General features: G+C 43.4%; 23 protein-coding genes. 9 read left to right on the top strand and 14 right to left on the bottom strand.

What is annotated here, in order from left to right; all coding sequences use genetic code 11:
• The first annotated feature begins 2 nt into the window (after positions 1-2).
• The 5 genes from gspM to purF all read left to right on the top strand — a co-directional run bounded on the left by gspM (position 3) and on the right by purF (position 4,743).
• Positions 3-566: a type II secretion system protein GspM gene (gspM, locus tag H9653_RS09275; protein WP_191692052.1), complete on the top strand. Its 564-nt coding sequence runs from the start codon at positions 3-5 to the stop codon at positions 564-566.
• Between the two features lie 127 nt (positions 567-693).
• Positions 694-1,119, top strand: a complete 426-nt coding sequence (locus tag H9653_RS09270) for a DUF4870 family protein (protein WP_191692050.1) — start codon at positions 694-696, stop codon at positions 1,117-1,119.
• Positions 1,120-1,358: 239 nt separating this feature from the next.
• Complete coding sequence (locus tag H9653_RS09265; protein ID WP_191692048.1) at positions 1,359-2,393, top strand: quinone-dependent dihydroorotate dehydrogenase; 1,035 nt, start codon at positions 1,359-1,361, stop codon at positions 2,391-2,393.
• A 70-nt stretch (positions 2,394-2,463) separates the two neighbouring features.
• Positions 2,464-2,961 (top strand): CvpA family protein, encoded by a 498-nt coding sequence (locus H9653_RS09260; RefSeq protein WP_191692046.1) that lies wholly within the window; start codon positions 2,464-2,466, stop codon positions 2,959-2,961.
• Between the two features lie 246 nt (positions 2,962-3,207).
• The gene (gene purF, locus H9653_RS09255) at positions 3,208-4,743 is read left to right on the top strand and encodes an amidophosphoribosyltransferase (RefSeq protein ID WP_191692043.1); all 1,536 of its coding nucleotides are present in this window, start codon (positions 3,208-3,210) and stop codon (positions 4,741-4,743) included.
• A gap of 243 nt (positions 4,744-4,986) precedes the next feature.
• Here the strand turns inward: purF and H9653_RS09250 are convergent, their stop codons facing one another.
• From H9653_RS09250 to yajC, 6 genes are all read right to left on the bottom strand, one after another.
• Positions 4,987-5,358 (bottom strand): AzlD domain-containing protein, encoded by a 372-nt coding sequence (locus H9653_RS09250; protein ID WP_191692041.1) that lies wholly within the window; start codon positions 5,356-5,358, stop codon positions 4,987-4,989.
• On the bottom strand, positions 5,348-6,079 hold the full coding sequence (locus tag H9653_RS09245; protein ID WP_191692039.1) for an AzlC family ABC transporter permease: 732 nt from the start codon (positions 6,077-6,079) through the stop codon (positions 5,348-5,350). The genes H9653_RS09250 and H9653_RS09245 overlap by 11 nt, the downstream gene beginning before the upstream one ends.
• 90 nt (positions 6,080-6,169) lie before the next feature.
• The gene (locus tag H9653_RS09240; protein ID WP_191692037.1) at positions 6,170-7,564 is read right to left on the bottom strand and encodes an MATE family efflux transporter; all 1,395 of its coding nucleotides are present in this window, start codon (positions 7,562-7,564) and stop codon (positions 6,170-6,172) included.
• 179 nt (positions 7,565-7,743) lie between these two features.
• Positions 7,744-9,006, bottom strand: coding sequence for a protein translocase subunit SecF (secF, locus tag H9653_RS09235; protein WP_191692035.1), 1,263 nt, complete (start codon positions 9,004-9,006; stop codon positions 7,744-7,746).
• A gap of 9 nt (positions 9,007-9,015) precedes the next feature.
• On the bottom strand, positions 9,016-10,893 hold the full coding sequence (secD, locus tag H9653_RS09230; RefSeq protein WP_191692033.1) for a protein translocase subunit SecD: 1,878 nt from the start codon (positions 10,891-10,893) through the stop codon (positions 9,016-9,018).
• 309 nt (positions 10,894-11,202) lie between these two features.
• Positions 11,203-11,532: a preprotein translocase subunit YajC gene (gene yajC, locus H9653_RS09225; RefSeq protein WP_068408182.1), complete on the bottom strand. Its 330-nt coding sequence runs from the start codon at positions 11,530-11,532 to the stop codon at positions 11,203-11,205.
• 513 nt (positions 11,533-12,045) lie between these two features.
• Here yajC and H9653_RS09220 point away from each other — a divergent pair.
• The 3 genes from H9653_RS09220 to H9653_RS09210 all read left to right on the top strand — a co-directional run bounded on the left by H9653_RS09220 (position 12,046) and on the right by H9653_RS09210 (position 17,359).
• Entirely contained in the window at positions 12,046-13,356 is a 1,311-nt protein-coding gene (locus tag H9653_RS09220) for a hemolysin family protein (protein ID WP_082894393.1), read from the top strand.
• 287 nt (positions 13,357-13,643) lie between these two features.
• Positions 13,644-14,138, top strand: coding sequence for a nuclear transport factor 2 family protein (locus tag H9653_RS09215; RefSeq protein ID WP_191692031.1), 495 nt, complete (start codon positions 13,644-13,646; stop codon positions 14,136-14,138).
• 173 nt (positions 14,139-14,311) lie between these two features.
• Positions 14,312-17,359 (top strand): LysM peptidoglycan-binding domain-containing protein, encoded by a 3,048-nt coding sequence (locus H9653_RS09210; RefSeq protein ID WP_191692028.1) that lies wholly within the window; start codon positions 14,312-14,314, stop codon positions 17,357-17,359.
• Between the two features lie 137 nt (positions 17,360-17,496).
• Here H9653_RS09210 and H9653_RS09205 read toward each other — a convergent pair whose 3' ends face one another.
• Positions 17,497-18,720: a transglycosylase SLT domain-containing protein gene (locus H9653_RS09205; RefSeq protein WP_191692026.1), complete on the bottom strand. Its 1,224-nt coding sequence runs from the start codon at positions 18,718-18,720 to the stop codon at positions 17,497-17,499.
• A gap of 1,063 nt (positions 18,721-19,783) precedes the next feature.
• Entirely contained in the window at positions 19,784-20,665 is an 882-nt protein-coding gene (locus tag H9653_RS09200) for a Nif3-like dinuclear metal center hexameric protein (RefSeq protein ID WP_191692024.1), read from the bottom strand.
• Between the two features lie 416 nt (positions 20,666-21,081).
• Between H9653_RS09200 and H9653_RS09195 the strand changes: the two genes are divergently transcribed.
• Positions 21,082-22,410 carry a S1C family serine protease gene (locus H9653_RS09195; protein WP_191692022.1) on the top strand — a complete coding sequence of 443 codons (1,329 nt, stop codon included), beginning with the start codon at positions 21,082-21,084 and terminating at the stop codon, positions 22,408-22,410.
• A 122-nt stretch (positions 22,411-22,532) separates the two neighbouring features.
• Here H9653_RS09195 and yfaE read toward each other — a convergent pair whose 3' ends face one another.
• From yfaE to H9653_RS09165, 6 genes are all read right to left on the bottom strand, one after another.
• On the bottom strand, positions 22,533-22,799 hold the full coding sequence (yfaE, locus tag H9653_RS09190) for a class I ribonucleotide reductase maintenance protein YfaE (RefSeq protein ID WP_068408173.1): 267 nt from the start codon (positions 22,797-22,799) through the stop codon (positions 22,533-22,535).
• Positions 22,800-22,977: 178 nt separating this feature from the next.
• Positions 22,978-24,111 carry a class Ia ribonucleoside-diphosphate reductase subunit beta gene (gene nrdB / locus H9653_RS09185; RefSeq protein ID WP_068408171.1) on the bottom strand — a complete coding sequence of 378 codons (1,134 nt, stop codon included), beginning with the start codon at positions 24,109-24,111 and terminating at the stop codon, positions 22,978-22,980.
• Between the two features lie 75 nt (positions 24,112-24,186).
• Positions 24,187-24,558, bottom strand: a complete 372-nt coding sequence (locus H9653_RS09180) for a hypothetical protein (protein ID WP_225211696.1) — start codon at positions 24,556-24,558, stop codon at positions 24,187-24,189.
• A gap of 22 nt (positions 24,559-24,580) precedes the next feature.
• Positions 24,581-24,868 (bottom strand): type II toxin-antitoxin system RelE family toxin, encoded by a 288-nt coding sequence (locus H9653_RS09175; RefSeq protein WP_068408169.1) that lies wholly within the window; start codon positions 24,866-24,868, stop codon positions 24,581-24,583.
• Positions 24,858-25,109: a type II toxin-antitoxin system Phd/YefM family antitoxin gene (locus H9653_RS09170; protein ID WP_191692020.1), complete on the bottom strand. Its 252-nt coding sequence runs from the start codon at positions 25,107-25,109 to the stop codon at positions 24,858-24,860. The genes H9653_RS09175 and H9653_RS09170 overlap by 11 nt, the downstream gene beginning before the upstream one ends.
• 133 nt (positions 25,110-25,242) lie before the next feature.
• Positions 25,243-25,380: a hypothetical protein gene (locus H9653_RS09165; protein ID WP_191692018.1), complete on the bottom strand. Its 138-nt coding sequence runs from the start codon at positions 25,378-25,380 to the stop codon at positions 25,243-25,245.
• Positions 25,381-26,044: the final 664 nt, after the last annotated feature.

Raw genomic sequence — 26,044 nt, 5'->3', positions numbered from 1 at the left:
CCATGAAAAGATTACAACGCCTCGCCAAACGCAGTACTATTGTGACTGACCCTAAAAGCAGTGCATTATCAACGCGGATGAGTAGCTTTCAAAATGTCTTACTGACACGTTGGCAAGCATTGTCTGCGCGTGACCAATTAGCCTTACTGCTATTGTCGGCATTTTTGCTGTTATTTGTCGGTGGTTATGGCGGCTATAGCGTCCATCAATCAGCAAAAGCGAGCAAAAATGAGTATCAAAAGCAGGTTGCTGACTATTTTTGGTTGCGTGCCCAAGCTGGTAATATTGATAGCAATGCGTTAAATGCTACCAATTCAGCAGATGGCGCTGAAGCGATGCCGCCGGCTAGCCGTATCAGTGCGCTGTTAAATAACTCAGGGATTGCTGATGCGCAGGTCATTGCAGCAGGCGATGCGGTGCAGCTGAGCTTTACCCATCCAAGCCAAGCGGTGGTGAGTGGCGCACTCGGTAAGCTTGAACAGCAAGGTTGGCAATTTACCCAACTGTCGATGCAACAAGACTTGGTTACCAAGGCCATTCAAGTACAGGCGACCGTGACTTATTAATATTTTTAGTCAATTATGTAAGAAAAATATTTAACCACGTTAACGCTTTAACAATTACCACATTGAAAACCTGATAATTTGCCACAATAAAAATAACTACAGACCACAGAATATAACGAGTGACAGCATGATAAATAATTCTAATAATACGATGAGTGATGATAAACGCCGCTCTTTGACGACATATAACCATATTACCTATTTGCTTTATGTGCTCAGCTACTTTACCGCTGGGCTATTGTGGATTGTGCCTATCTTTATGAACTATGCCAAACGCCGTGATGCTGATGGTACTTGGCTTGCCACCCATTTTGATTGGCAAATCAAGACATTTTGGTACAGCATTGTCCTATTCGTTATTGGGGTGCTTATTGTCGCCTTTGCCTTAGGCGGTTTTGGTGTCAGTATGTTCGCTGAAACCAACAACATTGCCATCGGCTCAGTATTATTGGCTATTTTAGGTTTTGTTATTATGGGCTTTACTTTTATTTGGCATCTGTACCGTATTGTACGCGGTTGGATTGCGCTTGCTGATGGCCGCCCAGTGCCTTAATCTGAGAATATGAATATCAATAAGTGGTAGATGTGGATAAAAATGCTGTCTGATAGGGGTTTCTTTACTTGGTTAAGTCAGTCAATTAACAGTATTAACGCTTATTTATTCGAAGGATAGGGCGTAATTTTCCTGATGAAACTTTGGTCTTATTTCAGTTAAGCTGATATAATCGCAGCGCTTGACCGCATTCGTTTTTCTTATTCATTCTTTCTTTTCAAGCAGGGTCTGTCATTACTATGTCTTACGCCTTACTTCGCCCTTTTTTGTTTAATATGGACCCCGAGCACGCGCATGAGATGACCTTGTCTTTATTGGATAAAGCTCATAAAGCGCGTGTGTTGGGCTTAGTATATGGTCAGTCAATGCAGCCAACCGACTGTATGGGCTTACAGTTTGCCAATCCTGTTGGGCTTGCCGCCGGTTTGGACAAAAACGGCGATTATATCGATGCATTAGCAGAGTTGGGTTTTGGTTTTATCGAAGTGGGTACGGTCACTCCAAAACCGCAAGTTGGCAATGATCGACCGAGACTATTTAGAATCAAACAAGCCGATGCCATTATTAACCGCATGGGTTTTAATAACGAAGGCGTTGATTACCTGATTGAAAACGTCAAACGCTGTAAATACCAAGGCAATATCGGTATCAATATTGGTAAAAATGCTGCGACTCCGGTTGAAAATGCGGCTGATGATTATGTCTATTGCTTAGAGCGTGTCTATCCGCATGCGTCTTATATTACGGTCAATATCTCCTCGCCGAATACCAAAAATTTGCGCGACCTACAAAGCGGTGAAGCGTTAACCCAATTATTAGCTACCATTAAAAATCGCCACAATCAGCTGGCAACCGAATATGGTTTTTATGTACCATTGGTATTAAAAGTCGCTCCCGATATAGAGCCATTACAAGTGGATTACATCTCTAAGCAGTTGCTGGACTTTGAGATTGATGGTTTGATTGCCACCAATACCACGTTAAGCCGCGTGGGTGTCGAAGATTTGCCCGATGGTGAGCAAGCAGGCGGCTTATCCGGTCGTCCGGTCAGCCACATTAGTACGCAAATTCTACAACAATTCTCTGACCAGTTGGGTGGTAAGGTCACGTTGATTGGCGTTGGTGGTATCGATAGCGGTGACAAAGCCGTCAAAAAAATTGAAGCAGGTGCAGATTTGGTGCAGCTATATTCAGGACTTATCTATAAAGGGCCGGGACTGGTACAGTCTTGCATTCAATCTATCGGTGGCTATTACGATGCGATGGAAGGTTAAGATTGTTAAAACTGCAAGCTTTTCACCTTCACTGAAGTACACCAAATAAGATGCAAATGAGGCGATAAACATGAGTGGTTTAGATATTGTAATTGCTGTGTTTGTCCTGATTGGCTTATGGCGTGGTTTTCAGGTAGGTCTGATTAAGACAGCTGTCGGTTTAGTCGGTTGGTTTATCGCACTTATTGCTGCCACGCGTCTGGCAGGTTCGGTCGCGCCGCAATTATCAAGTATGGTAGAGAATCCTGTTTTACAAATGGCGCTGGCGTTTTTAGTGATTGTGATTGCTATTTTAGCCATTATGCATCTGGTTGCGTTTGTGTTTTCTGGCGTACTTAAAACCTTACGTCTTGGCGTCCTTGATAAAATGGCGGGCGGGGTACTTGGCGCGGCAAAAAACGTGCTTATGGTTTTGGTGGTGCTTAGCGTCAGCGCGCCATTGTTGGTACAAATGCCGCAGTGGGAAACCTCAGTGCTCGCGCCTGAATTACTGCCTTATGCGCCCATGGGTAAAGAGCTGGTCTCAGATATGTTTGGGATGGCATGGGATCAGGTCAATCAGTCTTAAATTTTATAGATCCAAAGGCATGCTAAGCACTTAAAAAAAACTATTCAAGCGTCTTTAATATTCGTAAAATACACCTCTATTTATCATCATTAACTCGTCTTATGGATAATTAGCCTTATCTATTGTCCGTAAGTCGTTATTCTTAGTAAGATCATCAGCGTTGCGGCAAAAGATAGGCAAACATTTAAGACAACCTTATCAGCCGTTATTGTGTTATCAATGTGTGGTACAAAATAGGATACAACTATGTGTGGAGTCGTTGGGGTAGCAGCTCATGAGCCGGTCAACCAAATTCTTTATGATGCCTTAACCATGTTGCAGCATCGCGGGCAAGATGCGGCAGGTATTGTGACTTTACAGGATGGGCGTCTTTATTTACGTAAAGAAAATGGCATGGTACGTGACGTGTTTATGAACCGTCATATGCTAAAACTGGTGGGTAAGTTTGGTATCGGTCACGTTCGTTACCCGACCGCTGGTACCTCAAGTAGCGCCGAAGCACAGCCTTTTTACGTCAACTCGCCTTATGGTATTACCCTTGCGCACAATGGTAACCTAACCAATGCTGAAGGTTTGGCAAAATCTTTGTATCAAGAAGATCGCCGTCATTTAAACACTGACTCAGATTCTGAGGTGTTGCTAAACGTGCTTGCGCATGAAATGCAAAATATCAATAAAACCCACCCGACGCCTAAGGATATCTTTGCAGCAGTGACAGCGGTTTATAGCCGTATTGAAGGCGCTTATGGCGTGGTTGCCATGATTACGGGTCATGGGTTGCTAGCATTCCGTGATCCAAACGGTATCCGCCCGCTGATTTTTGGTAAGCGTATGGCTGCTAACGGCGGCACAGAATATATGGTTGCGTCAGAGTCAGTCGCATTGACAGGTTCAGGCTTTAGCATTGTCCGTGATGTTAAACCAGGCGAAGCGATCTTTATTGATTTGGACCATAAACTGCATACGCATCAGTGCGTTGAGCAAAAAGAATACACGCCTTGTATCTTTGAATATGTGTATTTTGCCCGTCCAGATTCTATTATGGATAATATCTCGGTTTATAAATCACGCCTACGTATGGGTGAAAAACTGGCTGATAAAATCCTTGCTGAATGGGGCGAAGATCACGATATTGATGTGGTTATTCCTATCCCTGATACCTCGCGTACTTCAGCGATGGAGCTGGCGCTAAAAATGAACGTCAAATACCGTGAAGGGTTTATGAAAAACCGCTATATCGGTCGTACCTTTATCATGCCAGGTCAGCAGCAACGTAAAAAATCCGTGCGTCAAAAGTTAAGTGCGGTACCGCTTGAGTTTAAAGGCAAAAACGTCCTTTTGGTCGATGACTCAATCGTTCGCGGCACGACTTGTCATGAAATTATCCAAATGGCACGTGATGCCGGTGCTCGTAAGGTATTCTTTGCCAGTGCTGCGCCGCCGGTTAAATATCCAAACGTCTATGGTATCGATATGCCAGTGCGTAGCGAGCTAATTGCTTCAGGTCATAGCGTTGAAGAAGTACGCGAGATTATCGGTGCCGACCGCTTGATTTTCCAAGATTTGGACGATTTGATTGAAGCGGTAAAAGATACCAAGCATAGCAAGGTTGAAGGCTTTGATTGCGCAGTATTTAATGGCTGCTATATTACTGGGCAAATCAACGAAGCGTATCTCGATCATCTACAAGAGCAACGTAACGACACCGCCAAAACAGGCAAAAAAGGCGTGCAAATTGTTGCTGATACCCCAGTCGATATGATGGGCGTAGAAGAATTATAAGAGAATAAGTAACTTAAAATAATGACAAAATAAAAAGGCTGGATTCGCAAGGATTCCAGCCTTTTTTCTGAGCACGAATAAATGTGGTCAGTATGAAATAAAATGATGAATGAACAGCCACAGGCGGCTGGTATAAATTTTCCTTGCTTGCTGTTATCACAGAGGTTACGAAAAATTTATCCCAGCCGCGCTGTATCTTTTTTAAGATTAATCTACTATATAAAACGAACCTTTAACGTTTAATCAGCCTAAAAAACGCGTAAATAACCATAAAAAGCCATTAATCGCCGCGATACCAACAATCATACTGACTAATAATTGGCGGCTAAGATGATAGATAAATAGCACCAATAATAACGCGCCAACTTGCGCCATAAATAAATGCACTTCGGCACTATTTAAGCCAGCTTGGAAGCCAGCATTGTCTGACAAACCTTGATAAGAAAGGCTGGTTAAAATCAGTAATACCATCACAGATAGCGGCAAGCTTTCATTTAAGCGATGTAGCCACGGCGTATCTAGCAGCTTTTTAGGTATTAAAGCGGGCAGGGCGCGAGTAATAAAGGTCACGGCTGCCATCGCCAGCGTGGCAAGAATCAAATAACTACTGCTCATTGCGGTCTCCTTGCACACTGCGCTGTAACCAAAAACCACGCGCTAAAATCAGCAGCATACAAATCGTAATCGCTACTAATAACAACCAATTACTGGTAAAGAACGAGGCAATCACTAAAGCAATGACGGCAATACCAATGGGGAAATAGCGTTTGATACTTTGGAATTGCTCATAAGCCAAAATGGCAAACAGACACACCAAGGCAAAATCTAAATGCGGTACCAAGTCACTGAGCGCGCTGCCAATCATCACGCCAATAGCGCTAGCAAGTACCCACCAGCTTTGATTAAACAGACTGATAGGCAAAATCAAGCGCGCTCTTGACTCAGGAGGTAAACTGGTCATCACTGAAAACGTCTCATCAGTAAGGGCAAATAAACAGTAGGTTTTCGCTATTTTATTTTTTGGCAAATACTGCAATAACGGCATACCATAAAAGACGTGACGCAAGTTAATGGCGGCAATGTTGGTAGCAATATTTCCAATAGGTAGCCCAGCACTTAGCATCGGTAAACACGCATATTGCGCCGCGCCTGCATATAAGACTACACTTAGCATAATAGTCCCCCACACTGGTACACCGGCTACTTGTGCGAGCACACCAAAGGCAATCCCTGCTGGCAGATAACCCATGGCGACTGGCAAGCTTTTTTTAAAGCCTTCCGCCCAATCGTAATGATAGGCTTGATTTTGATTAATCTCATTTGATTGAGTAGTCACGTAATATCCTAATTTTTCTTACTTTTATGTATCGTTTATTATCTCTTTTGTGTTTATTAAACGCCTCATGTTAGCTAATTACTTTAATGGTCAAGCTTCAGGCTGCAATTTTTCATAGCTGCCTGTTTGATGGGCACGATATAAAAATCCACCGAGGATAATCAATCTTAATAATAATAAGCACCAAACGCTCAGCCAGATGCCGGTCATATCCCATTGCTGGTAGAGTAGCCAGCTTAAAGGGAAAAAGATAAGCGCCAATATCAGCGCGGCATTACGAATGACGCTACCAGCCGTTAAACCAAAAAATATTCCATCGAGCCAATAAGCGCCAACGCCAACCAGTGGCAGTAGTACCGCATAAAGGTGATAGTCATAAGCCAGCGCAAAGACGGGTTCGATATTGGTCATAAAATCCAAATAAGTTGGCATCGCCAGCCACCAAATCGCGCTTAGCATCATGGCAAGGCCGTAACTGACCACGCCTGTGCGTTTGACGATAATACGAAAGCGCGGCCAATCGCGTCGTCCTGCTGCTTGTCCGCTTAAGGTTTCTGCCGATACCGCCACGCCGTCAAGGGCGAAGGCTGAGATGCTTAATACCTGCAATAAAATAGCATTGGCGGCCAAAATAACATCGCCGCTTTGGGCAGACAGTCGGGTAATCCAAGCAAAGCTTAAGGTTAAAATAAGCGTACGGATAAAAATATCTTTATTTAACGAAAATAGCCTAAGCATCTTATCTTTAGTAAAATGTTCCTTATTAGCATTAAATAACGCGCGCCAAGAGATTTGCAAATGTCGACGGCTAAGCCACAATGCTAAGACCACCCCAAGCCAAAAGGCAATGGTCGTCCCTAATGCTACCCCAACCAAGCCCATCTGCAGCACATAAACGAAAAATAAGGTCAGAATAATATTAAGCATGGCGATAAAGCCTTGCTGATAAAGCATATAGCGGGTTTTGCCTTGACCAGCAAACCAGCCGATAAAGGCAAAATTCATTAGCTCTGCGATAACGCCCCAAAAGCGGACATCTAAATAAGTCTTGGCTGCACGACCGCTATCAGGATTGGCAGAAAGCGCTTGCAAGCCAAAATCAATGAGCCAAGGTTTTGCAATAAGTAATACCGCGCCAATCATAAAAGCAAGTAACAAAGCCCGCTGCAAAATTGATAGCAACGGCGATTGTGTTTGCTTAGAAGGGCTATTATTAGCAAGTTGACCGAGTGCTTGTGCGGACAGTCCAGATGACGCGTATTGCAAAAAGTTAAAGCTGACTAATATCAAAGACAGCAGCTGAATAGCCAAACCCATGCCAGCAAGCTTGGCAGTGTTATTCATATTACCGACAATTGCCGTATCAATGACACTTTGTAGCGGCATCGCAAGGTTAGCCAATAACACAGGTAAGGCAATCGCGATGATACGCGCATAGCGAGTATCAATAGGCGGCATAGCACTTGGCGGCAGGGTAGATGACATAGCTTAGTCGCTTATATAACCATATAATAAGACAGAAAAGTTTAGTGATGACTTATCGAATAGTATTAAAAGATGGATAAAAATAGTATAAAGACAAAAGCACCTAGAGTTTAGGTGCTTTTATCGTGATAACGTTTGCTAAACAACTAAAAGTCTAGTTATTAGCTTTTATACAAGCGTTAGTCTTGCTCATACATTTTTGGATCATTAAACGTGACGATTTCTTCTTCAAACTCAGGTTTTACTTTCACGATAAAGTCGTCACGTGATAAGCCCATTCTTAAAGGAATAGAGCTTGCGATATAAGTTGAAGAATAAGTACCCGCAAGTAGACCAATAAACAGGGCAGCCGAGAACCAGAATAAGCCATCACCGCCTAAGAATAGCATCGCGATGACAACTAACAGTACCGTTGAGATAGTCATAATCGTACGGCGTAGTGTCTCTGTCAATGATAAATCAATCGTTTGACGCGGCGTGATACCACGCACGCGGCGAAAGTTCTCACGGATACGGTCATAAACGACGATCGTATCGTTTATTGAATAACCAATCAATGCCAAAATAGCAGCTAGGACGGTTAAATCAAACGGAAAACCAAATAATGCAAAAATTCCGATGGTTACGATAGCATCGTGGAATAGCGACAATACGGCACCAAGCGCCAGCTTAAACTGAAAGCGTAGGGCAACATAGCCCAGCATACAAGCCAATGCCAATGCCAATGCCATAACCGAGTTTAAGTAGATTTCGTTACCGACTTGGCTACCGATTATATTAACGTTACTGATTTCAACGTTATTATTAGGCAATGCTAATGCTTTACTCAGGCTGGCGTTCAGTCCATCGACGTTATCTGACTGTGGTGGCAAGCGTACTAAAAGCTCTTGGCGCGTACCTAGATACTGTACGACCGCATCGTCAAAGCCATTATCGGCTAGGGCATTTACCACATCGGCTTGCTCAGCAGGCTGCTCATAACGCACATCTGCTGAAACCCCGCCGGTAAAATCAAGACCTAGATTTAGACCATTAACGGCAATGGCGATAATACTGCCAATCACCATCAGAAGCGATAGAAGTGCCATCGGCTTTTCTAACTTCATAAAGGGGATAATACGCTGATCCCCAATCGCTTTGATGCCACCTTCTGCGTAAGCAGCGGCATCTTCGGCAGAACCACCTAACATCAAATTAGGATCAACCGCTGCTGTGTTACCAGATGCTTGGGTCGCCAAGGCTTGATTTTCTTTCCCACCGCGGCGAGTTTTTGAACCGGTCGATTTAGAGGTTTTAGGATTATTAGCTTGCGTATTACTGCCTTTGCCATCACGGCGCGGTTTTTTACGGCGGCGCGTACCAGTAGTATTTGCTTCACCGTTTGAGCCATTTCGATCTGGGTTATTTTCTTGTTCTAGCGGATTGTTATTATCGATAGCCATAGTTTTCTCCTAACCGATGCTCAGACGTTTGATAGATTTGCGCTTGCCGTAAGCAATTTGTATCAGCGCACGCGTCACCAAAATGGCGGTAAATAGCGAGCTGACAATACCAATCGCGAGGGTAATCGCAAAGCCTTTAATCGGACCCGTACCTATCGCAAATAAAATAAAGGCGACCAGTAAGGTTGTGATATTGGCATCGAAAATACTACTAAAAGCACGGTCAAAACCTGCGACGATGGCGGATTTTGGCCGGACACCATTTGCCAGCTCCTCACGTATCCGCTCAAAGATCAGCACGTTGGCATCGACCGCCATACCAATGGTCAAGACAATACCAGCAATACCCGGTAGGGTGAGTGATGAGCCTAAGATTGACATGATAGCAATGATAATAATGACGTTAATTGCTAGGGCCACGTTGGCAATGACGCCAAATAAGCGATAGAAAACAATCATAAAGGCGAAAACTAATAGATAACCCACTTGGGTAGAGAATAAGCCTTTTTCGATGTTTTCTTGACCGAGTGATGGACCAATCGTACGCTCTTCCACGAAATACATCGGTGCTGCTAGCGCCCCTGAACGTAGTAAAAGGGCAAGCTCAGCCGCTTCAGCGCTACTGTCAAGTCCAGTAATACGGAATGACGAGCCCAGTACCGCTTGGATATTGGCACGGTTAATGACTTTGGTTTCTGCATACGGTGTACGTACTTCAACCGTCTCACCAGTCGCTGGGTCTTCTTTATAAGCGATACGTTGTTTATTCTCAATAAACAGCACCGCCATTTGTTTACCGACAGCAGTACGGGTAGCGTTTTGCATGAGCTTGCCACCAGCACTATCTAGGGTAATGCTGACTTCAGGCGAGCCATTTTCATCGATGCCTGTCTGAGCATTGGTGACTTTATCACCGGTGACAATCGCTTGACGCTCAAGCAATACTGGCGGACCATCGAGTGTTTCAAAGGGGAACGCTTCAGTGCCAGCAGGCGGAATACCGCCCATATAGTTTTCAGCACCTTCAGCAACCATACGGAACTCAAGGTTGGCCGTACGACCAAGGACACGTTTTGCCTCAGCGGTATCTTGTACGCCCGGGAGCTCAACGACGATACGGCTAGCACCCTGCGATTGTACCAAAGCTTCAGTCACCCCAAGCTCAGCAATACGATTACGTAGGGTGGTCAAGTTTTGGTTGACGGCGTAGCTATTGATTTCATCTAAAGTGGCATCGTTATACGCTAAAATTAGCGCTGGGCCTTGCTCATCAATCGAAGACTGTAGCGTGAAAGTATTACCCATCGAGCCTTGTAAGATGTTTTGCGCGCGGTTACGGGTATCAGTATCAGCGAAATGCAGCACCACGCCACGTTTTTCGGTTTTGATACCTTTAACCGCAATACGCTCAGCACGTAAGTCACGGCGCATATCACGACTGGCGCTGGTCAAACGCTGCTCGAGCGCTTTATCCATATCCACTTCTAGTACAAAACGTACACCGCCGCGCAAATCAAGCCCGAGTTTCATCGGTTTTGCACCGATATCACGCAACCACTCTGGGGTCGTTTGTGCCAAGTTTAGCGCGACCACATAGTCCTCGCCCAAATTCTGACGTAGCACTTCCTGAGCTTTTAGCTGATCGACTGGATTATCGAGACGCACCAGCGCACTGTTGCCCTCAAAGGTGCCATCATGATTATTGATACCAGCTTCTTCAAGTAAGCGTTTAGACTCAGTTAAGATACCTTCAGATAGCTGCGTACCTGCTGCGGCACTGGTAATCTGTACAGCAGGTTCATCAGGATAGAGGTTAGGGGCCGCATATAGACCGGCAATCATAAGCACGACGGCGATGAGTAAGTATTTCCAAGCGGGATATTGCATAATCACTTCTTTAAGTTGATAAACTACTGGCGACGCAGGCCACAAGTTAGCAGATGGGAAGTTAGCGATAACAATGGCAGGTGATTAAATGGAGAGCTACTATTGTGTGGTAGTAGTCGTACTAAATTCTGCACCACTGCGATCATCCGCGATGATAGTAAAGCAAAAAACGGTTAAGCGTAAACAGTTAATCGAAAAATGACCGTACATTATTTACGGTCATTTTACAGTCATTACAACCAATAATTGATAACTAGTAGCAATTAAGCTCAATAAAAGTTTGTCAATTATTAAATTTCTAAATGACAATTAAACGCTTTCAATCGTGCCAGCTGGCAATACTGAAATCACTGACGCACGTTGTACTTTAACATCGGTATGGTTGTTTAAGCTCACAACCGCATAATCGCCTTCCAATGCCTTGATACGGCCCATAAGACCACCAGCAAAAATGATTTCGCTGCCAACGGTCAAGGCGTTGACCATCGCGCGGTGCTCTTTGGTACGCTTAGACTGTGGGCGAATCACCAAAAAGTAAAAAATGGCAAAAAAGGCAACCGGCAACAAGATTTGACCAAACATTGACGCAGCGCCGGCAGTTTCTGGTGCCGCATGGGCCGCTTGAATGAATAAACTCATAATTTCTCTCAGTAAGTCATAGATAAGAATAAATTTACACGCATAGTAACAAAAAATCTCAGGCTTGGTAACTGTTAATCATAGGCTGAGAGCGTTTTTGTTAAAACTCACGGACTAACCATGACCGTTATAATGGTGGGCGTTTTCTTATTATAAAGGATATAAGGATAAGTTACTGAGTAGGTAAAAAAAGCCAAATGTTAAGTTAACACAAAGCTATGATAAATTTATATTAACTTTATACGTTTAAAATTGCGTGGGTGTAAATTTCTAGGCAATTGATAAGTATAGTGATTTATTGCGAAATGCTATTATTAACATTGATATTAAACAAGCTCTTATCATAAACCAAATGGCTGTATAATAGAGTGGTTTGAGCGCGTTTTTAGTGATTGGGTAGAAATGCATTCGCATTTATCGGCTATTATTTTCTATCTGCTGGCGCTTGCGCATGATATATTGTGATTTCCTTTTTCTTCTTTGTTTAGGTTACCTAACTTGTTTACCTTTTTTATGTCTGTACCTCGCTTATACCGTCCGCGCGCTTGCCGCAAAGACGCTTCTGCTGAACCTCCCCCGACGATGGGTGGCAATGGTCGCTCTTATGTGACCAGATTTAATAGTAAATCGTTTTTCGCGTTTATTCTATTGCTAACCTCTTTGCTACCACAAACGGTTTGGGCAGCAGGTGAGGTAGCAAATCCTACTGCTAGTAGCGTGCTACTGCTTATTTTATTTGTCCTTATCGCCATTGGCATCTCGTTTATTTGTTCGTTAGCAGAAGCGGCACTCCTCAGTATGACGCCGTCGTATATTGCTGACTTGCAGGAAACGAACCCCAAAAAGTCCAACATGCTAAAACGCCTAAAGGTTGATAATATCGATCAGTCGTTGGCAGCCATCTTAACGTTAAATACTGTGGCGCATACTTTGGGCTCGATTGGCGCGGGTGCGCAGGCGACGATTGTCTTTGGTAGTGCTTGGTTTGGACTGTTCTCGGCGTTCATGACCTTGGCTATTTTGTTTTTATCCGAAATCATGCCAAAAACCCTAGGCACTATATATTGGCGCCAACTGGGCGGCATGGTTGCTTATTTTGTCCGCGGTATTATTTTGCTGCTCTATCCTTTGATTTGGTTCTCAGAAAAATTAACCAAACTGCTGGTACGCGGTAAAGAGCCGCAAGCGTTTAGCCGTCGTGAATTTGCGGCGCTCGCCAGCATCGGCGAAGAATCAGGACAGATTGATCCATTAGAGTCGCGTATTATTCGTAATCTATTGGCATTTGGGGCGATTAAAGTTGAAGATATCATGACCCCGCGTTCGGTGATGCTCGCATTTGAAGAGCATAAAACCGTGGCTGATTTATTGGTCGACCGTCCCAAACTGACCTTTTCGCGTTTGCCAATTTATGATGGAGATTTAGACAATATCACCGGTTTTGTCTTAAAAACCGATATGCTTTTGGCAAAATTTAACCATGCCGCTCATAAACCACTGACCCAGTTTAAACGCGATATTACCTTTGTATTTTCAAAGATGAAACTGTTTGATTTATTAGAGCTGATGCTAAAAAACCGTATTCATATTGCTATCACCGTTGGTGAGTACGGCGAAGTTAAAGGCTTGGTAACTTTAGAAGATGTGTTTGAAACTTTATTAGGGCTTGAAATTGTCGATGAGATAGATCGCGTCGAAGACATGCAAGCCTTAGCTCGGCAGATGATGGACAGACGCGTTGAGCGTTTAGGCATGAAGCTGAGCGATGATGAAAGTTATGAAGACGGTCATAATGAACATAAGCATGAGAAAAATGGTCATTAAAAATTGGACTAAGCAGATAAATGCACAGCACTGTTTTGCGTGAGATTCGCAATAATCACACAGGGTGTCACATAGCTGTGAGATTTGGGTGATAGGCTAAAACTAACATAACAATGTGTCGTTAATTAACCTAAGCTTTACACACAAATAGCCTTAAACACAAAAGAATTATAAGCGCCTGATAGATTTAGATCTTAAGTCAATGTATGACCATAATCTATAGCCATAATATTATTTGGCTTTAACGACACACGACGATAATGATAATAGTATTACTAAGGAATATCATGAAACGACTATGGGGAAAAGGGCTAATTGCTCTATTGATAAAAAGTGCTGGCGTGACAGCGGTAGTTGCCGCTGCTGGCGCTATTAGTATAAACGCGCAAGCGGCGACCATGAGCAATGCGCTGGTACAAAACTATGCCGCTGCTATGAAGTCAGCTGCCAATAGCCAAAACACCAATCAAGTTGCGCGCTTGGTGTCTGATGATGCACTGATTTCGATGTCCAGAAAAGGCAAAACCACCAGCCTTGATAAAGACGCTTATCTGCAACTGCTGCAAAGAAGCTGGCGTGATACGTCAAACTATCGCTACGATATTACGGTGGATAACATTGTGATTACGGGCGACCAAGCCAAAGCCAATGTCACCACTAATGAAAGCTGGGTAAAAGACGGTCAAAAAGTTTCATTTGTCACCTCGTCGCGGGTCACACTGACGTTATCTACGGGTAATGCAGTGCTTTTACGCGCGGTCTCACAAGTGACCATCAACTAAAAATTAGTCATATATCAAGTTCTGTATTATGAAGTAAGCCATCAAAAAAGATAAGGCAAATGACTTTTTGCGCATTATCTTTACGATTAGGCTGGTTTTTGTTTGATATTGCGTACTATACTGTCGATTAACTTTATTTTATCACTTATTGTTGTTAGGAAACTTCCACTATCATGTCTACTGTGTCATCAAAATCTCGCTCCTTTATCGCTTTACCATTGACGCTGGCGGTGTCAACTTTACTTATCAGTGCTTGTAGTAATACCTCAGCGGTAAAAAAGACGGGTGCGACCGGCAGCTCAGCTGTGGTGAACAAACGTCCCGCTACCCAAGTGACTAAACCAAGCACGGGCGCTGATTATTCAACGGCTTTCTTGGATGCTGAAAGCTTAGATGAGCTGGCAGATTTATTAGAAGCGACTGATATGACGATGGTTGAGGGCAATAAACTTGCTATTCAACAATATGGTGATTTGTGGAATCGCTTGCGTGCAGGCTACCGTATGAATGGTGGACGCCCTGTTTATAATCAGCGTATTGAAGCGCAAAAAGGTTGGTTTACCAGTCGCCAAGACTATCTAAACCGCTTGACCGCTCGTGCCAGTCGCTACCTTTACCATACCGTTCGAGAAGCTGAGCGCCGTAATATTCCAACCGAACTTGCGTTATTGCCAGTGATTGAGAGCTCCTACGATCCAAGTGGTACCAGTAGTGCCGCCGCAGCAGGTTTATGGCAGTTTATTCCAAGTACCGGACGCATTTATGGTCTAAATCAAAGTAGCACCTATGATGGTCGCCGTGACGTGATTGAATCAACTCGTGCTGCTTACGACTTTTTGACCGCATTGCACAATCAATTTGGTAGTTGGGAGCTGGCACTAGCTGCTTATAACGCTGGTCCTGGTCGGGTACAAAAAGCCATCGATGCCAATGCGGCGCGTGGTTTGCCGACCGATTATTGGTCGCTCAGACTACCGACTGAAACCATGAACTATGTACCGCGCTTTTTGGCGGTTGCTGAAATCGTTGCCAAGCCTGAGCAATATGGCGTCTATCTGCCTGCTATTGCTAACCGTCAGCATTTCCGTAGTGTACCGGTCAATTATGGTGTGAGCCTAGCGGAAGTGTCGCAAGTGACAGGGGTCAGTTACGATGAGTTAGAACGGCTAAATACGGCACTGACATCAGCGCGTGTTGACGCTTCAGGGCCGCAGCGTATTATCATTCCAAACGATGTGAGCTTGACGACAGATGCCAAGCTTAGCTCGTTAAGAGGTAATGGTAGCAGTAATGTGATTGCCTCTAGCAATACCAGCATTAGCACGACACCTAGCTATTCAGGCTCAACCACACCAAGCTACAATAATAAACCATACACCAGTAGTGGCTCGTTACCGACTACCGGCAGTGCCCTTGCAGAGTATGCCGCGAGCGCAAGCGTACCACAGCAGACCACCAGTTATATTCCGCCAACGGCTTCACCGACCAGCAGCTCCGTTTATAGTAGCAACAGTACCGTCCGTACTGAGCCGCCGCTGACGTCTGCTGAAACCAAAAAGATTAATGCTGAGCTAAAGAGCAGTAACAGCTTACCGACTACATCGGCGCAAATCACGCAAAACAATACCATCATTCAAGAGCCGCCATTAAGTAAAGCGGAACGTGATTACATTGCCAATCAGATTCGTATTAGTACGCCTGAAACCAATGTCGTCAACGCTGATGGTAATATCAACCTATCAGCCGTTCAGACGCAGCAGTCGATTTTAGAGGCGACGGGGCAAGAAAAGAAACTGAGCTTCCCGAAAAAAATCGCAAGCAAGCCAAAACCAGAAGGCGCGCGTACTACCTATACGGTTAAACGTGGTGATACGTTAGCAAATATTGCCAGCCGTGCTGGTGTTAGCTGGCGTGATATCGCTGAATGGAACCAGATAGATGCGAGTGCCAACTTACTCGCAGGCAGTACTTTATACCTATACAACGCCAAATCTATTGAGCCATTGAGTAGTGCCAGCAATACTGCCGCCAGCCAGCCTGAAAGCTATATCGTTCAAGGTGGCGACACGCTAATCGGTACCGCCAATCGCTTTGGTTTGTCAGTGACTCAGCTCGCCACCTATAATAACTTGAGCAGTAGAGCAGACTTGCTACGGGGACAAAAACTGTGGTTGGTGCCTGGTAAAGTCACCGCGCCTGCGGCCACGCCTGCTGCGCCATCGACCAAACCTAGTAAATCTAGTACGGCTACCAAAAACTATAAAGTCAAACCGGGCGATGGTTTGATTGCGCTATCTCGTCAATTTAATGTACCGACCACCACCTTGGCAAATTTAAATAATATGGGTACGACGGACTCACTATACGTCGGTCAAATCTTAAAAGTGCCTGCCAATGTAGACTTTACTGCCGCAAATACTAGCTCGAGTAGCGCTAGCAATCCTGTGAAAACCAGTGCTCCTACAAGCACAGTGGCAACGACTAACTATAAGGTTAAATCGGGTGATACTTTAATTGGTATTGCAAATAGCGTTGGTATCAGTCCTGAAGAGCTAGCAGCCGTTAACCCTAACTTTGATGCTAGGGCGCGCTTACAGCGTGGTCAGACAATCAAAGTGCCTGTCACCAAAGATTTGGTCGATCGTCAGCTTAATGACAAAGCGGTCAGCTATAAAGTGAAATCAGGCGATACGTTAACGGGCGTGGCGCAGCGCTACAATATCGGCTTAAGTGATTTGGCCGCTGCCAATAATTTAAAAACCAATTCTAATCTGATATTGGGTCGGACGATTACCATTCCTGCAAACGGTACGGTCAGTGTTGCTAGCACGTCTAACAGTACTGCTACTAGCAACAATAGTAAGAGCAGCACCGCAAGTACAGAAACAGCCAGTAGCACCAGCGCTGGTAAAAAACTTGGTAATACCGAAAGCTATAAAGTAAAAGCAGGCGATGGTCTGATTGCGCTAGCGCGTCAGTTTGGGATATCGGTAGAGGATTTGGCGGCGACCAATAATTTGGCGACCAACGCCCAGTTACAACGTGGGCAGACCATCAAAGTACCAAAAGCAACGGTCAGTTATACCGTGGGCTCGGGTGACAGTTTGATTGGCCTAGCACGTAAGTATGGCGTATCTACCAAAGAGCTTGCCGATATGAATAACATTGCTGTCGATACCATGCTACAACGCGGTCAACGTTTAACCGTACCGAATCGCTAATGTAGAATGTAATCGCATTTGACAAATTTTAAGCATTAAAAAAAGCTGCTCTTTTATAAGAGCAGCTTTTTTATTGGCATTACTTTGTTCAAGATTTAAGACTTTATTCAAGGTTTAGAGCCTTTAGCACGACCATATTAAACCGTTTGCGTCTTAATGGTTTCAAGATAACTTCTAATATTACTCACATAATGCATGGCCTGACCATAACGGCTGTTTGAAGCTCTATTTTCCGACAAATAAGCATATATGTTTGCCCAGCTTTTATCATCGATACCATTGGCGCTTAATTTACGCTGGATACTTTTTACAGCATTTGGACCCATATTATAAGCGGCGAGGGCAAACCAGATGCGATCAGTCTTTGGTACATCAGCGAAATCGGCTTTCATTTGCTCCAGATAACGCGCGCCGCCGCCAATACTTTGATACGGGTCAACGCGATCAGAGACGCCCATGGCCTTAGCGGTATTATTGGTCAACATCATGATACCACGCACGCCAGTCGGAGAGACAGCATTGGCGTTTAAATGCGACTCTTGATAGCCCATGGCGACCAGTAGCTCCCAGTCGTGATTATAATTGCGCGCTTGCTCTTGAAACGATGATTGATAGTCAGGCAACTTTTCTGTCAAGGTCTTTTTAAAATGGTCTTGGCTATAAGCATCTTTTAATAAGTTCTGATTATAAAATGCCGCCAATTTTTGCGTGTGTTCAAGCTTAATGCTATCACATAAAAAGTAACTGGCTTTTTGCGATAATGGATCGTTGGCGGAATTAAATGTCCAACTGACTTTAGGGTGTAAGCCGTTCTTAGTTAAGCTGGCATCATAGCCGCAGCTGACATTAATCGAGGCTAAATCTAGCTGGCTTTTTAGCTGGGTACTGGCGGTGGTCAAAGCCATATCGGCATCGCCTGATTTTAAGGCTCTGAGCGCCGCCTCTTCGCTAGCATAAGCTTTGAGATTGATGTTGACGCCAAGCCCATCTGCATAGCTACGCACTAAATCATAGCCAAAACCGTGCTGAAAACCGTCGGTTGCAAAGTAGGTACTATCACCTGGTACAGCAGCAACCGTTAGAGTGTTTTCTAACATAACGTGCGCATAGGCGGGCACGGGCGCGTTCATCGTGGTCAAGCTCTCAGCCGGTAAAGAGAGCAGAGCGATGCTTGATACTTGTGCCAATTTCTTGGTTTTGGAAAATTTGGTTTTGGCAAAACCAGTCACTTTGATAGGTGCAACTGCTGGAACGAAGTTACTTTTGATGTGCAGTAAGCGCTTAGATGGACGCAGTAGATATGAAATACGGCGTTTGGCACCTTGTGCAGATACTTTCACACGGTAAGTAATACGCTGCATGGATGTCTCCTGATTTTAGCCATCCTGCATACCATAAAAATGCTTGATCAATTTATGCGGCTTATATAGTTATAAAAAGCGTATGGCTATATAAGTGGCATAAACTGGCGTTACATTTTAGATAACATCAGCCTGATAAATAGTATAAGGTCGCTGTCATCTTGTTTACATATGGCGCTGCTAACATCAAATATACAACCGTTAGCACAACCGTCTTTTTATCATTTAACGCATAGGTAGCTACTTTTTAGAAGATAAAGCACGCACTTCAAACATCATTCTAAAAAAAAGACGCACCACAGCGCGAAGGGTATAAATCGGATGATTCCTTCATCGCTATAAAATGAGTTAGTGATTAAAAGACTGGCTATAAAACCATATGAAACATAGGTAAGGTCATGAATAAATTATTGAGACAAATATACAGCATAAGCGCCGTACAACTGCACTTAATCGTTGCTGCATTTATATTAATCACGAGCTACTCTTTAAATCGTTTGTAGTAGAGGAGCTGGCTAATAATATGGTTTGCTCAGCGATAAAGATGAGTAATACCCCTTGTCTGCTAGCGAGTAAAAAAAACACCATCAGAGAAATTTTGCTCTAATCTTATCGCGACGCTAAAATAAAAATACTGTTTAAAAACCACTGTCTCATCAGCTAAATAAGGCAAAGAGTGTATTTAAATGATCACCGTTAAAAACCTTATTAATTTATTAAAAAATAGAGCTTTAAGCGATGAAAAAAATTTTAGCGCCATAACCGGAAGCTATAAAAATGGGAAGTCTCATGACAAGACATTCTTTCTTCAGGCACTAATATGCGGATATTCATTATATTATTCAAGTAGATTTAATAAATTAGCGATAAAACTTAACAATAGCACTATAAACGGTAAAAAATGCCCCTGTTTTGGCTGACCCAGTGACAAAAAGGGCTATAAGAAAAGATTGCGCTTAAGCAGCATTTTCTGTATTTAATGAAAAACTCTAAAATTAGCGCTTAAAATAGTAAGAGAATAGTTGCAAGTAGATAAAACAGCCTAATCCTTAGGTATTAATGATTAGGCTGGGTTGTCAATATCAATAAAAGTCACGGGCAAGCCAAATTGCTCAGCCAGCAGTTCGCCCAACGCTTGAATACCGCCGCGCTCGGTCGCATGGTGACCGCAGGCAAAATAATCAATGCCAAGCTCGCGGGCGCTATGGGTAGTGCGCTCTGATATTTCACCAGAAATATAAGCATCACAGCCCATCAGCGCTGCTTGCTCAATCATATCTTGCGCGCCGCCTGTACAGATACCCACGCGTTCAATTAATCTGCTGTCCGCTTGCGTAGGCTCAGCGTTGGGTACGGCGTTATAGGTGGCGGGAATGTGTAACGGTATTCGTCCGAGGGCAGCGGTAATCTGGGTAATAAGGCTTTGAGCGCTTTGCGGCTGGCAAGTGGCAATATTCCCAACCGGATGCATTTCATGCGGATAAAGCGCGCCGATGATATTCAGATCGAGTAACTCAGCAAGTTTGGCATTATTGCCAATAATAGGATGGGCATCGAGTGGCAGGTGGTAGCCAATCAAAGAGATGCCATGCTGCATCAGTTTGCGGATACGTTGACCTTTCATGCCTGTGATGGTCTCAAGCTCGCCTTTCCAAAAATAGCCGTGATGCACCACGATAGCATCGGCGTTATCAGCAATCGCGGCGTCAATCAACGCCTCACAGGCGGTGACACCGGTGACAATACGCCCGATAGGTCGCCCGCCATCTACTTGCAAGCCATTTGGCGCATAGTCTTTAAAGGCTGCTGCTGATAAGTAGTCGTCACAAAAATCCGTCAAAGCTTGCGCGCTAATCGTCTTATTTGGCGTTTGGCTTGAAAACTGACTTGAGAACTGATTTGAAAGCTGGTTTAAGGTTTCGGTCGAGCTATTGTGTTCGGTCATGGTCTTTCCTTATAATTGTTGCCGTTACGGATGGTTCTTGATTGTTTGTTATTTACAAATTTCAAGCGTTCAATGCGGTAAGTATTGTCGCTAAATAAGCAAAATATCTGTTTATAATTAACTTTGCTCTAAGTCGTTAGGGTGTTTAATTGCGCCATTTTAGCATGGCGCTGTAAAAGAGTAGATAACGCGGATAACTGAAACGGTACACGATACGTTACTATTTATCGATGTTGCCAGTTATAATTTGCATACCTGAATCTATAGAATCCGTAGCGCTTATATTATTCAATCTTGTCTTAGGTATTATTAGGCATCATTGCCCAACTAGAAGCGTTTGCGTATAGTCATCATTCATTCACTGTTTTTACCAAACTGTTTTCACAAAACTATTTTTAAAATAGAGAGGTTTTTATATGTCGTCATCTCGGAATACCAATAACAAGGCCGGCGCATTAACGTGGTTGCCTTGGGTTTTGTTGCTGATAGTGGTTGCAGCGTTTATTTGGTTGTTTACGAGTATGAAGACAGCATCAGAGCAAGCGTGGGAGCCACCTAGAACCACGCCTGCCGAGCAGCAAGCGTCAGCGCCGGCGTCCGATACACCAGCACCGATTGCCTCTTATCATAATGGCGTTGCTCGCGCGTCACAATCTGTCGTCAATATCTATACTACGCAGACGATGGCCGAACACCCTTATATGAACGATCCAGTATTGCGCCGATTTTTTGAGTTTCATGGTGGCCCGTCCCAAGAGCAGGGCAATACCAACTTGGGTTCTGGGGTTATTGTTTCAGAAGATGGTTATATCGTGACCAACGCTCATGTCCTTGAAAAAGCTGATGAAATTACGGTGGCCTTTAATGATGGGCGCAAGAGTCGTGCGAAATTGATTGGTACCGATCCAGACAGCGATTTGGCGGTGATTAAAGTTGATATGACTGATTTGACGCCCCTTGGTTTCCGTAAAGACCCTATTCGTGTTGGTGATGTGGCATTGGCGATTGGTAATCCATTCGGGGTTGGTCAGACGGTGACGCAAGGTATTATCTCGGCGACAGGGCGAACAGGACTTGGCGTTAATAAGTTTGAAGACTTTATCCAAACCGATGCAGCGATCAATCCGGGCAACTCAGGTGGCGCGCTGGTTGATGCTTACGGAGAGCTTATTGGTATTAATACCGCTATTTACTCGCGCTCTGGCGGTTCGATGGGTATTGGCTTTGCCATTCCTACTGCCATCGTTGAGCAAGTGATGAATGCGATTATTAAAGATGGAAAGGTTAGCCGTGGTTGGCTCGGTATCGAAATCCAATCGCAGCTGCGCGACCCAACCCAGCTTGAAACTTCAACAGGTGTCGAAGTATTTAATGTCGTGCCTAAAAGTCCAGCGGCTAAGAGTGGCTTACGCATTGGCGATATTATTTTGTCAATTGACGGTATTGAGATGACCGATGCCAATACCTTAATCCAGTATGTCGCTCGTAAAGCGCCAAATACCACGCTTAACGCTCAAGTCCTGCGCCAAGGCAAAAACAAGCAAGTAAAAATCCTGCTAGAAGAGCGTCCAGCGCAAGAACCAATGGCGCGCCCTGTTATCATTCACGATGAAACGCTTGGCGATATGGGCGATCCTAGTCTACAAAATGATGGAGAAGAAGTGCCTATGATGTCAGAAGCGGAGCGTGACCGTATGCGCGAAGAGCTATTGCAGCTATTTGAAAGAGATGGCGCACCTTTATAACGCCATGATTTACATATAGTGCTTTACAGTTTAAGAGATAACAAAAAAGCGCGCTATCTTCAAAATAGCGCGCTTTTTTATTAGCGTTTTTACTTTTAAAAATAACTTTATGAATGTCGCTGCTATTTTTCTATCAGCTCATGATTGATATAAATGACGCCCTGCACGCGGCAGCAGCAGGGCAAGATTTCGTCCTCTTCAATCATAGCAAGCGGCTCAAACGGATAATCAATAACGTGTGAGCTGGCGATGCGCTTGATGCGGCAACTGCCACAATAGCCTTCCTTACACTGATAATTGATATCATGTCCGGTGCGTAGCAATCCATCGAGCAGACTTTCGTCATCATGCAAGTAGAATTGCTTCTTACTCGTCATTACCCAAGTCATAATTCAACCTTACCTTAATTTTCCCATCGCATGTAAAGTGCCTTAACGGTAATTTTTCATCATAAAATCTTGCTAAAACGATAGTGGTCTAATCTTAAAATAGTGAGATTAAGCCATGACAATCATATTATTAAAGCCAAAAGTTTAAAGCTCTTAAAGCTCTTAAAGTTCAAAGCTCTTAAAGTTCAAAATCGTCAAAGTCGCTATTGGATAAATCTGAATCAATTTGACCGACCAGGTACGAGCTGATTTCCGTTTCTTGCGGCGCAACTTGCACGTTATCAGACGACAACCAAGTATTAATCCATGGAATCGGGTTTGATTTTGAGTTCGGGAACGCAACTGGCAAGCCAACCGCTTCCATACGTAAATTGGTGATATATTCGATATACTGGCAAAGGATATCTTTATTTAAGCCGATCATTGAGCCGTCTTTAAACAGATAACCCGCCCATTCTTTTTCTTGCTGCGCCGCTTTGGTAAAGATTTCGATGCTTTCATCGAAACATTCATTAGCAATCTCAACCATCTCTGGATCGTCACGACCATTACGCATCAGGTTTAAGATATGTTGCGTCCCTGTCAAATGTAGCGCCTCATCACGGGCGATTAATTTAATAATCTTGGCGTTACCTTCCATCAGCTTACGCTCAGCAAAGGCAAACGAGCAGGCAAATGACACATAAAAACGAATGGCTTCTAGGACGTTAACCGCCATTAAGCACAAATACAGCTGTTTTTTCAGCGATTTTAAGCTAACCGTCACTTCTTTGCCATTGACGGTATGCGTGCCTGCGCCATACATATTGTAAAGCTGAGAGTCGTAGTACAAATCATCGTAGTACTTGGCGATATCAGAGGCACGCTCTAAGATGTGCTCGTTTTGCATAATGTCATCGAAGACCACGCCAGGATCATTGACGATATTACGAATGATATGGGTATAGCTGCGCGAGTGGATGGTCTCAGAAAACGTCCACGTCTCGATCCACGTCTCAAGCTCAGGAATTGAGACTAGCGGTAATAGCACCACGTTTGGACTACGACCTTGGATAGAGTCGAGTAGGGTCTGATATTTTAGATTACTGATAAAGATGTGCTGCTCATGCGACGACAGGTTGCCATAATCGATACGGTCTTTTGAGACGTCGACTTCTTCTGGACGCCAAAAGAACGACAGCTGCTTTTCAATCAACTGCTCAAAGATAGGGTGTTTTTGTTGGTCATAACGCGCCACGTTGACCGGTTGACCAAAAAACATCGGCTCTGTTAGTGCATTATTTGGCGTTTGAGAAAAAATCGAGTAAGTCATAGTTCCACCTTTATAAGTGCTACAGTTGTGAATCAAAAGTTTAAAATACGGTTCTAAGATATTGTCAAAACGGTGTTATAGGTTCTCTAAAGATATTTGCGTCTGTTCTTGACCATCATTCATATAGGCTTTAAATATCTCGCTAAGCTCACTATCGTCTAAGCCTTCTAGCTCATCGATAGCACTTTTACGCAGCGTACTTAACTCCACGTCTACGGCTTTCTGAACTTCTTTTTTTGTCTGCTTTTTAACGGGTTTTTTTGCTGGTCTTGGCGCGTCCATTTTCGCTACTGCGCTACTATCTAATTGCTGACGAACTTCCTCGATATCGACTTCTACTTGCACGATATGCGAGTTACCATCATTTAGGTCAGAAAATACATTAGGGATAAATAAACCACCGTCTTTGATGATTGCCGTATATTGCACGTCTATGACCTCCGTCATTTTTATTCTTTCTGTGTTTTAATTATGGCTGGCGAGTCGCAAGCGCCTCATATACTTTGTTATTTTCTCTTTTGCCTACGGCTAATACATAAACCACGACGACATCATCTTTGACGATATATACCAAACGATAGCCGATGGTGCGTAGTTTGATTTTATAGGCGTCTGTATGTCCTGAGAGTTTTGACGCAGGCACACGCGGATTTGCTAAGCGCTGCTGTAATTTTTTCTTAAACTGCTGCTGAATACTGGGCGCTAGCTTTTTCCATTCTTTTAACGCCAAAGGATGAAATTCAAGATTATAAGTCATCCAATGTAACCTTTACAGGTGTTTGCCCGTCATTCATCCGTGCATTAACCGTTTGGCTTAATGCCATATCGTCCATCGCTTCCATCATGCGCTCATACATATCTGTGGAAACCAAATAAGCCACGGGTTTATTGTGATTTAAAATAGCAATAGACTCACCGTCTGATTGTTTAATCAGGGCTGAAGGATTGGTCTTTAACTCTGAGATACTGGCTGTCTGTGTTGCAAATATTGGTTGCATGATTTATTCTCCGCTAATATTAAGCTCTAAATATAGAGACAATATTAGCACGAAAATTAGGTCTTAATTGTTACTGTATTAACTTTAAATATTTTGAGTAGCCAATCCTGCCTACCGCTTGTACTTTTCTACTTTACTTTGAGCTTCTGTTGAATGAGCTTAACAATCCTGTCAACTGTTCAAGTCCATCAAAGGTTGCTGGCATTTGGTCTTCAGTAGCAACGATAGGAGAAAAGATGACACTTTCAAATCTCTCGAAACTTTCTTTCATACCTTCTCTTAATTCTTTTGTATCAGAATCATAATTATGTATGAATTGACAAAGAGTTAAACGTAAATCAATTTGGAGTATTTGAGATTTAATTGACTTAACATTAACTAGTGATATTCTAAAAAAATATAATAGTATAAATAGGAATAAAACTGTTGAGATAGTTACTATGATAAAGATAGGACTATCAAAACTATTAGAAACTAAATAATTAGCCGACCAAACAGATTTTGAGATTATTAGTAGAATTATTATAGACATTAGAATATAGTATGCACCATTTTGCCAATTCAGCTCTTTCTTCTTCTGTTCTCTAAGTGTTCTAAACCCGTTTGATAAACCTACAAAGTTATACTCACTTTTCTGATCTTCCAGTGATTTTTGTATTACTTCAATATCTCTTTTTAAAATATCGTTCGCAATTAGCTTTTCCGCTATAAAATCTTCGTTACTTTTTAGTGTGGCAACAGTTTCAATAACTTCAGGGTCAAGATGCTGTCGTAAATGTCTATTGAATACTTCCTTAGGAATAATAAACCATAAGTATGTTAAACGTTTGAAACTATCCTCTGATAGAAAATCAGCGTTATAGTAGAGCCTTTATAAAAGTGGTACAGTAGTTTTAAAATAAATGAAAAGTAAAAAGATTATGACTTATTCAGCA

Source organism: Psychrobacter communis, assembly GCF_014836505.1.
GTDB lineage: Bacteria > Pseudomonadota > Gammaproteobacteria > Pseudomonadales > Moraxellaceae > Psychrobacter > Psychrobacter faecalis.
Note: the sequence above shows the minus strand (reverse complement) of the source record. Positions and strands in the feature narration are given on the sequence as shown.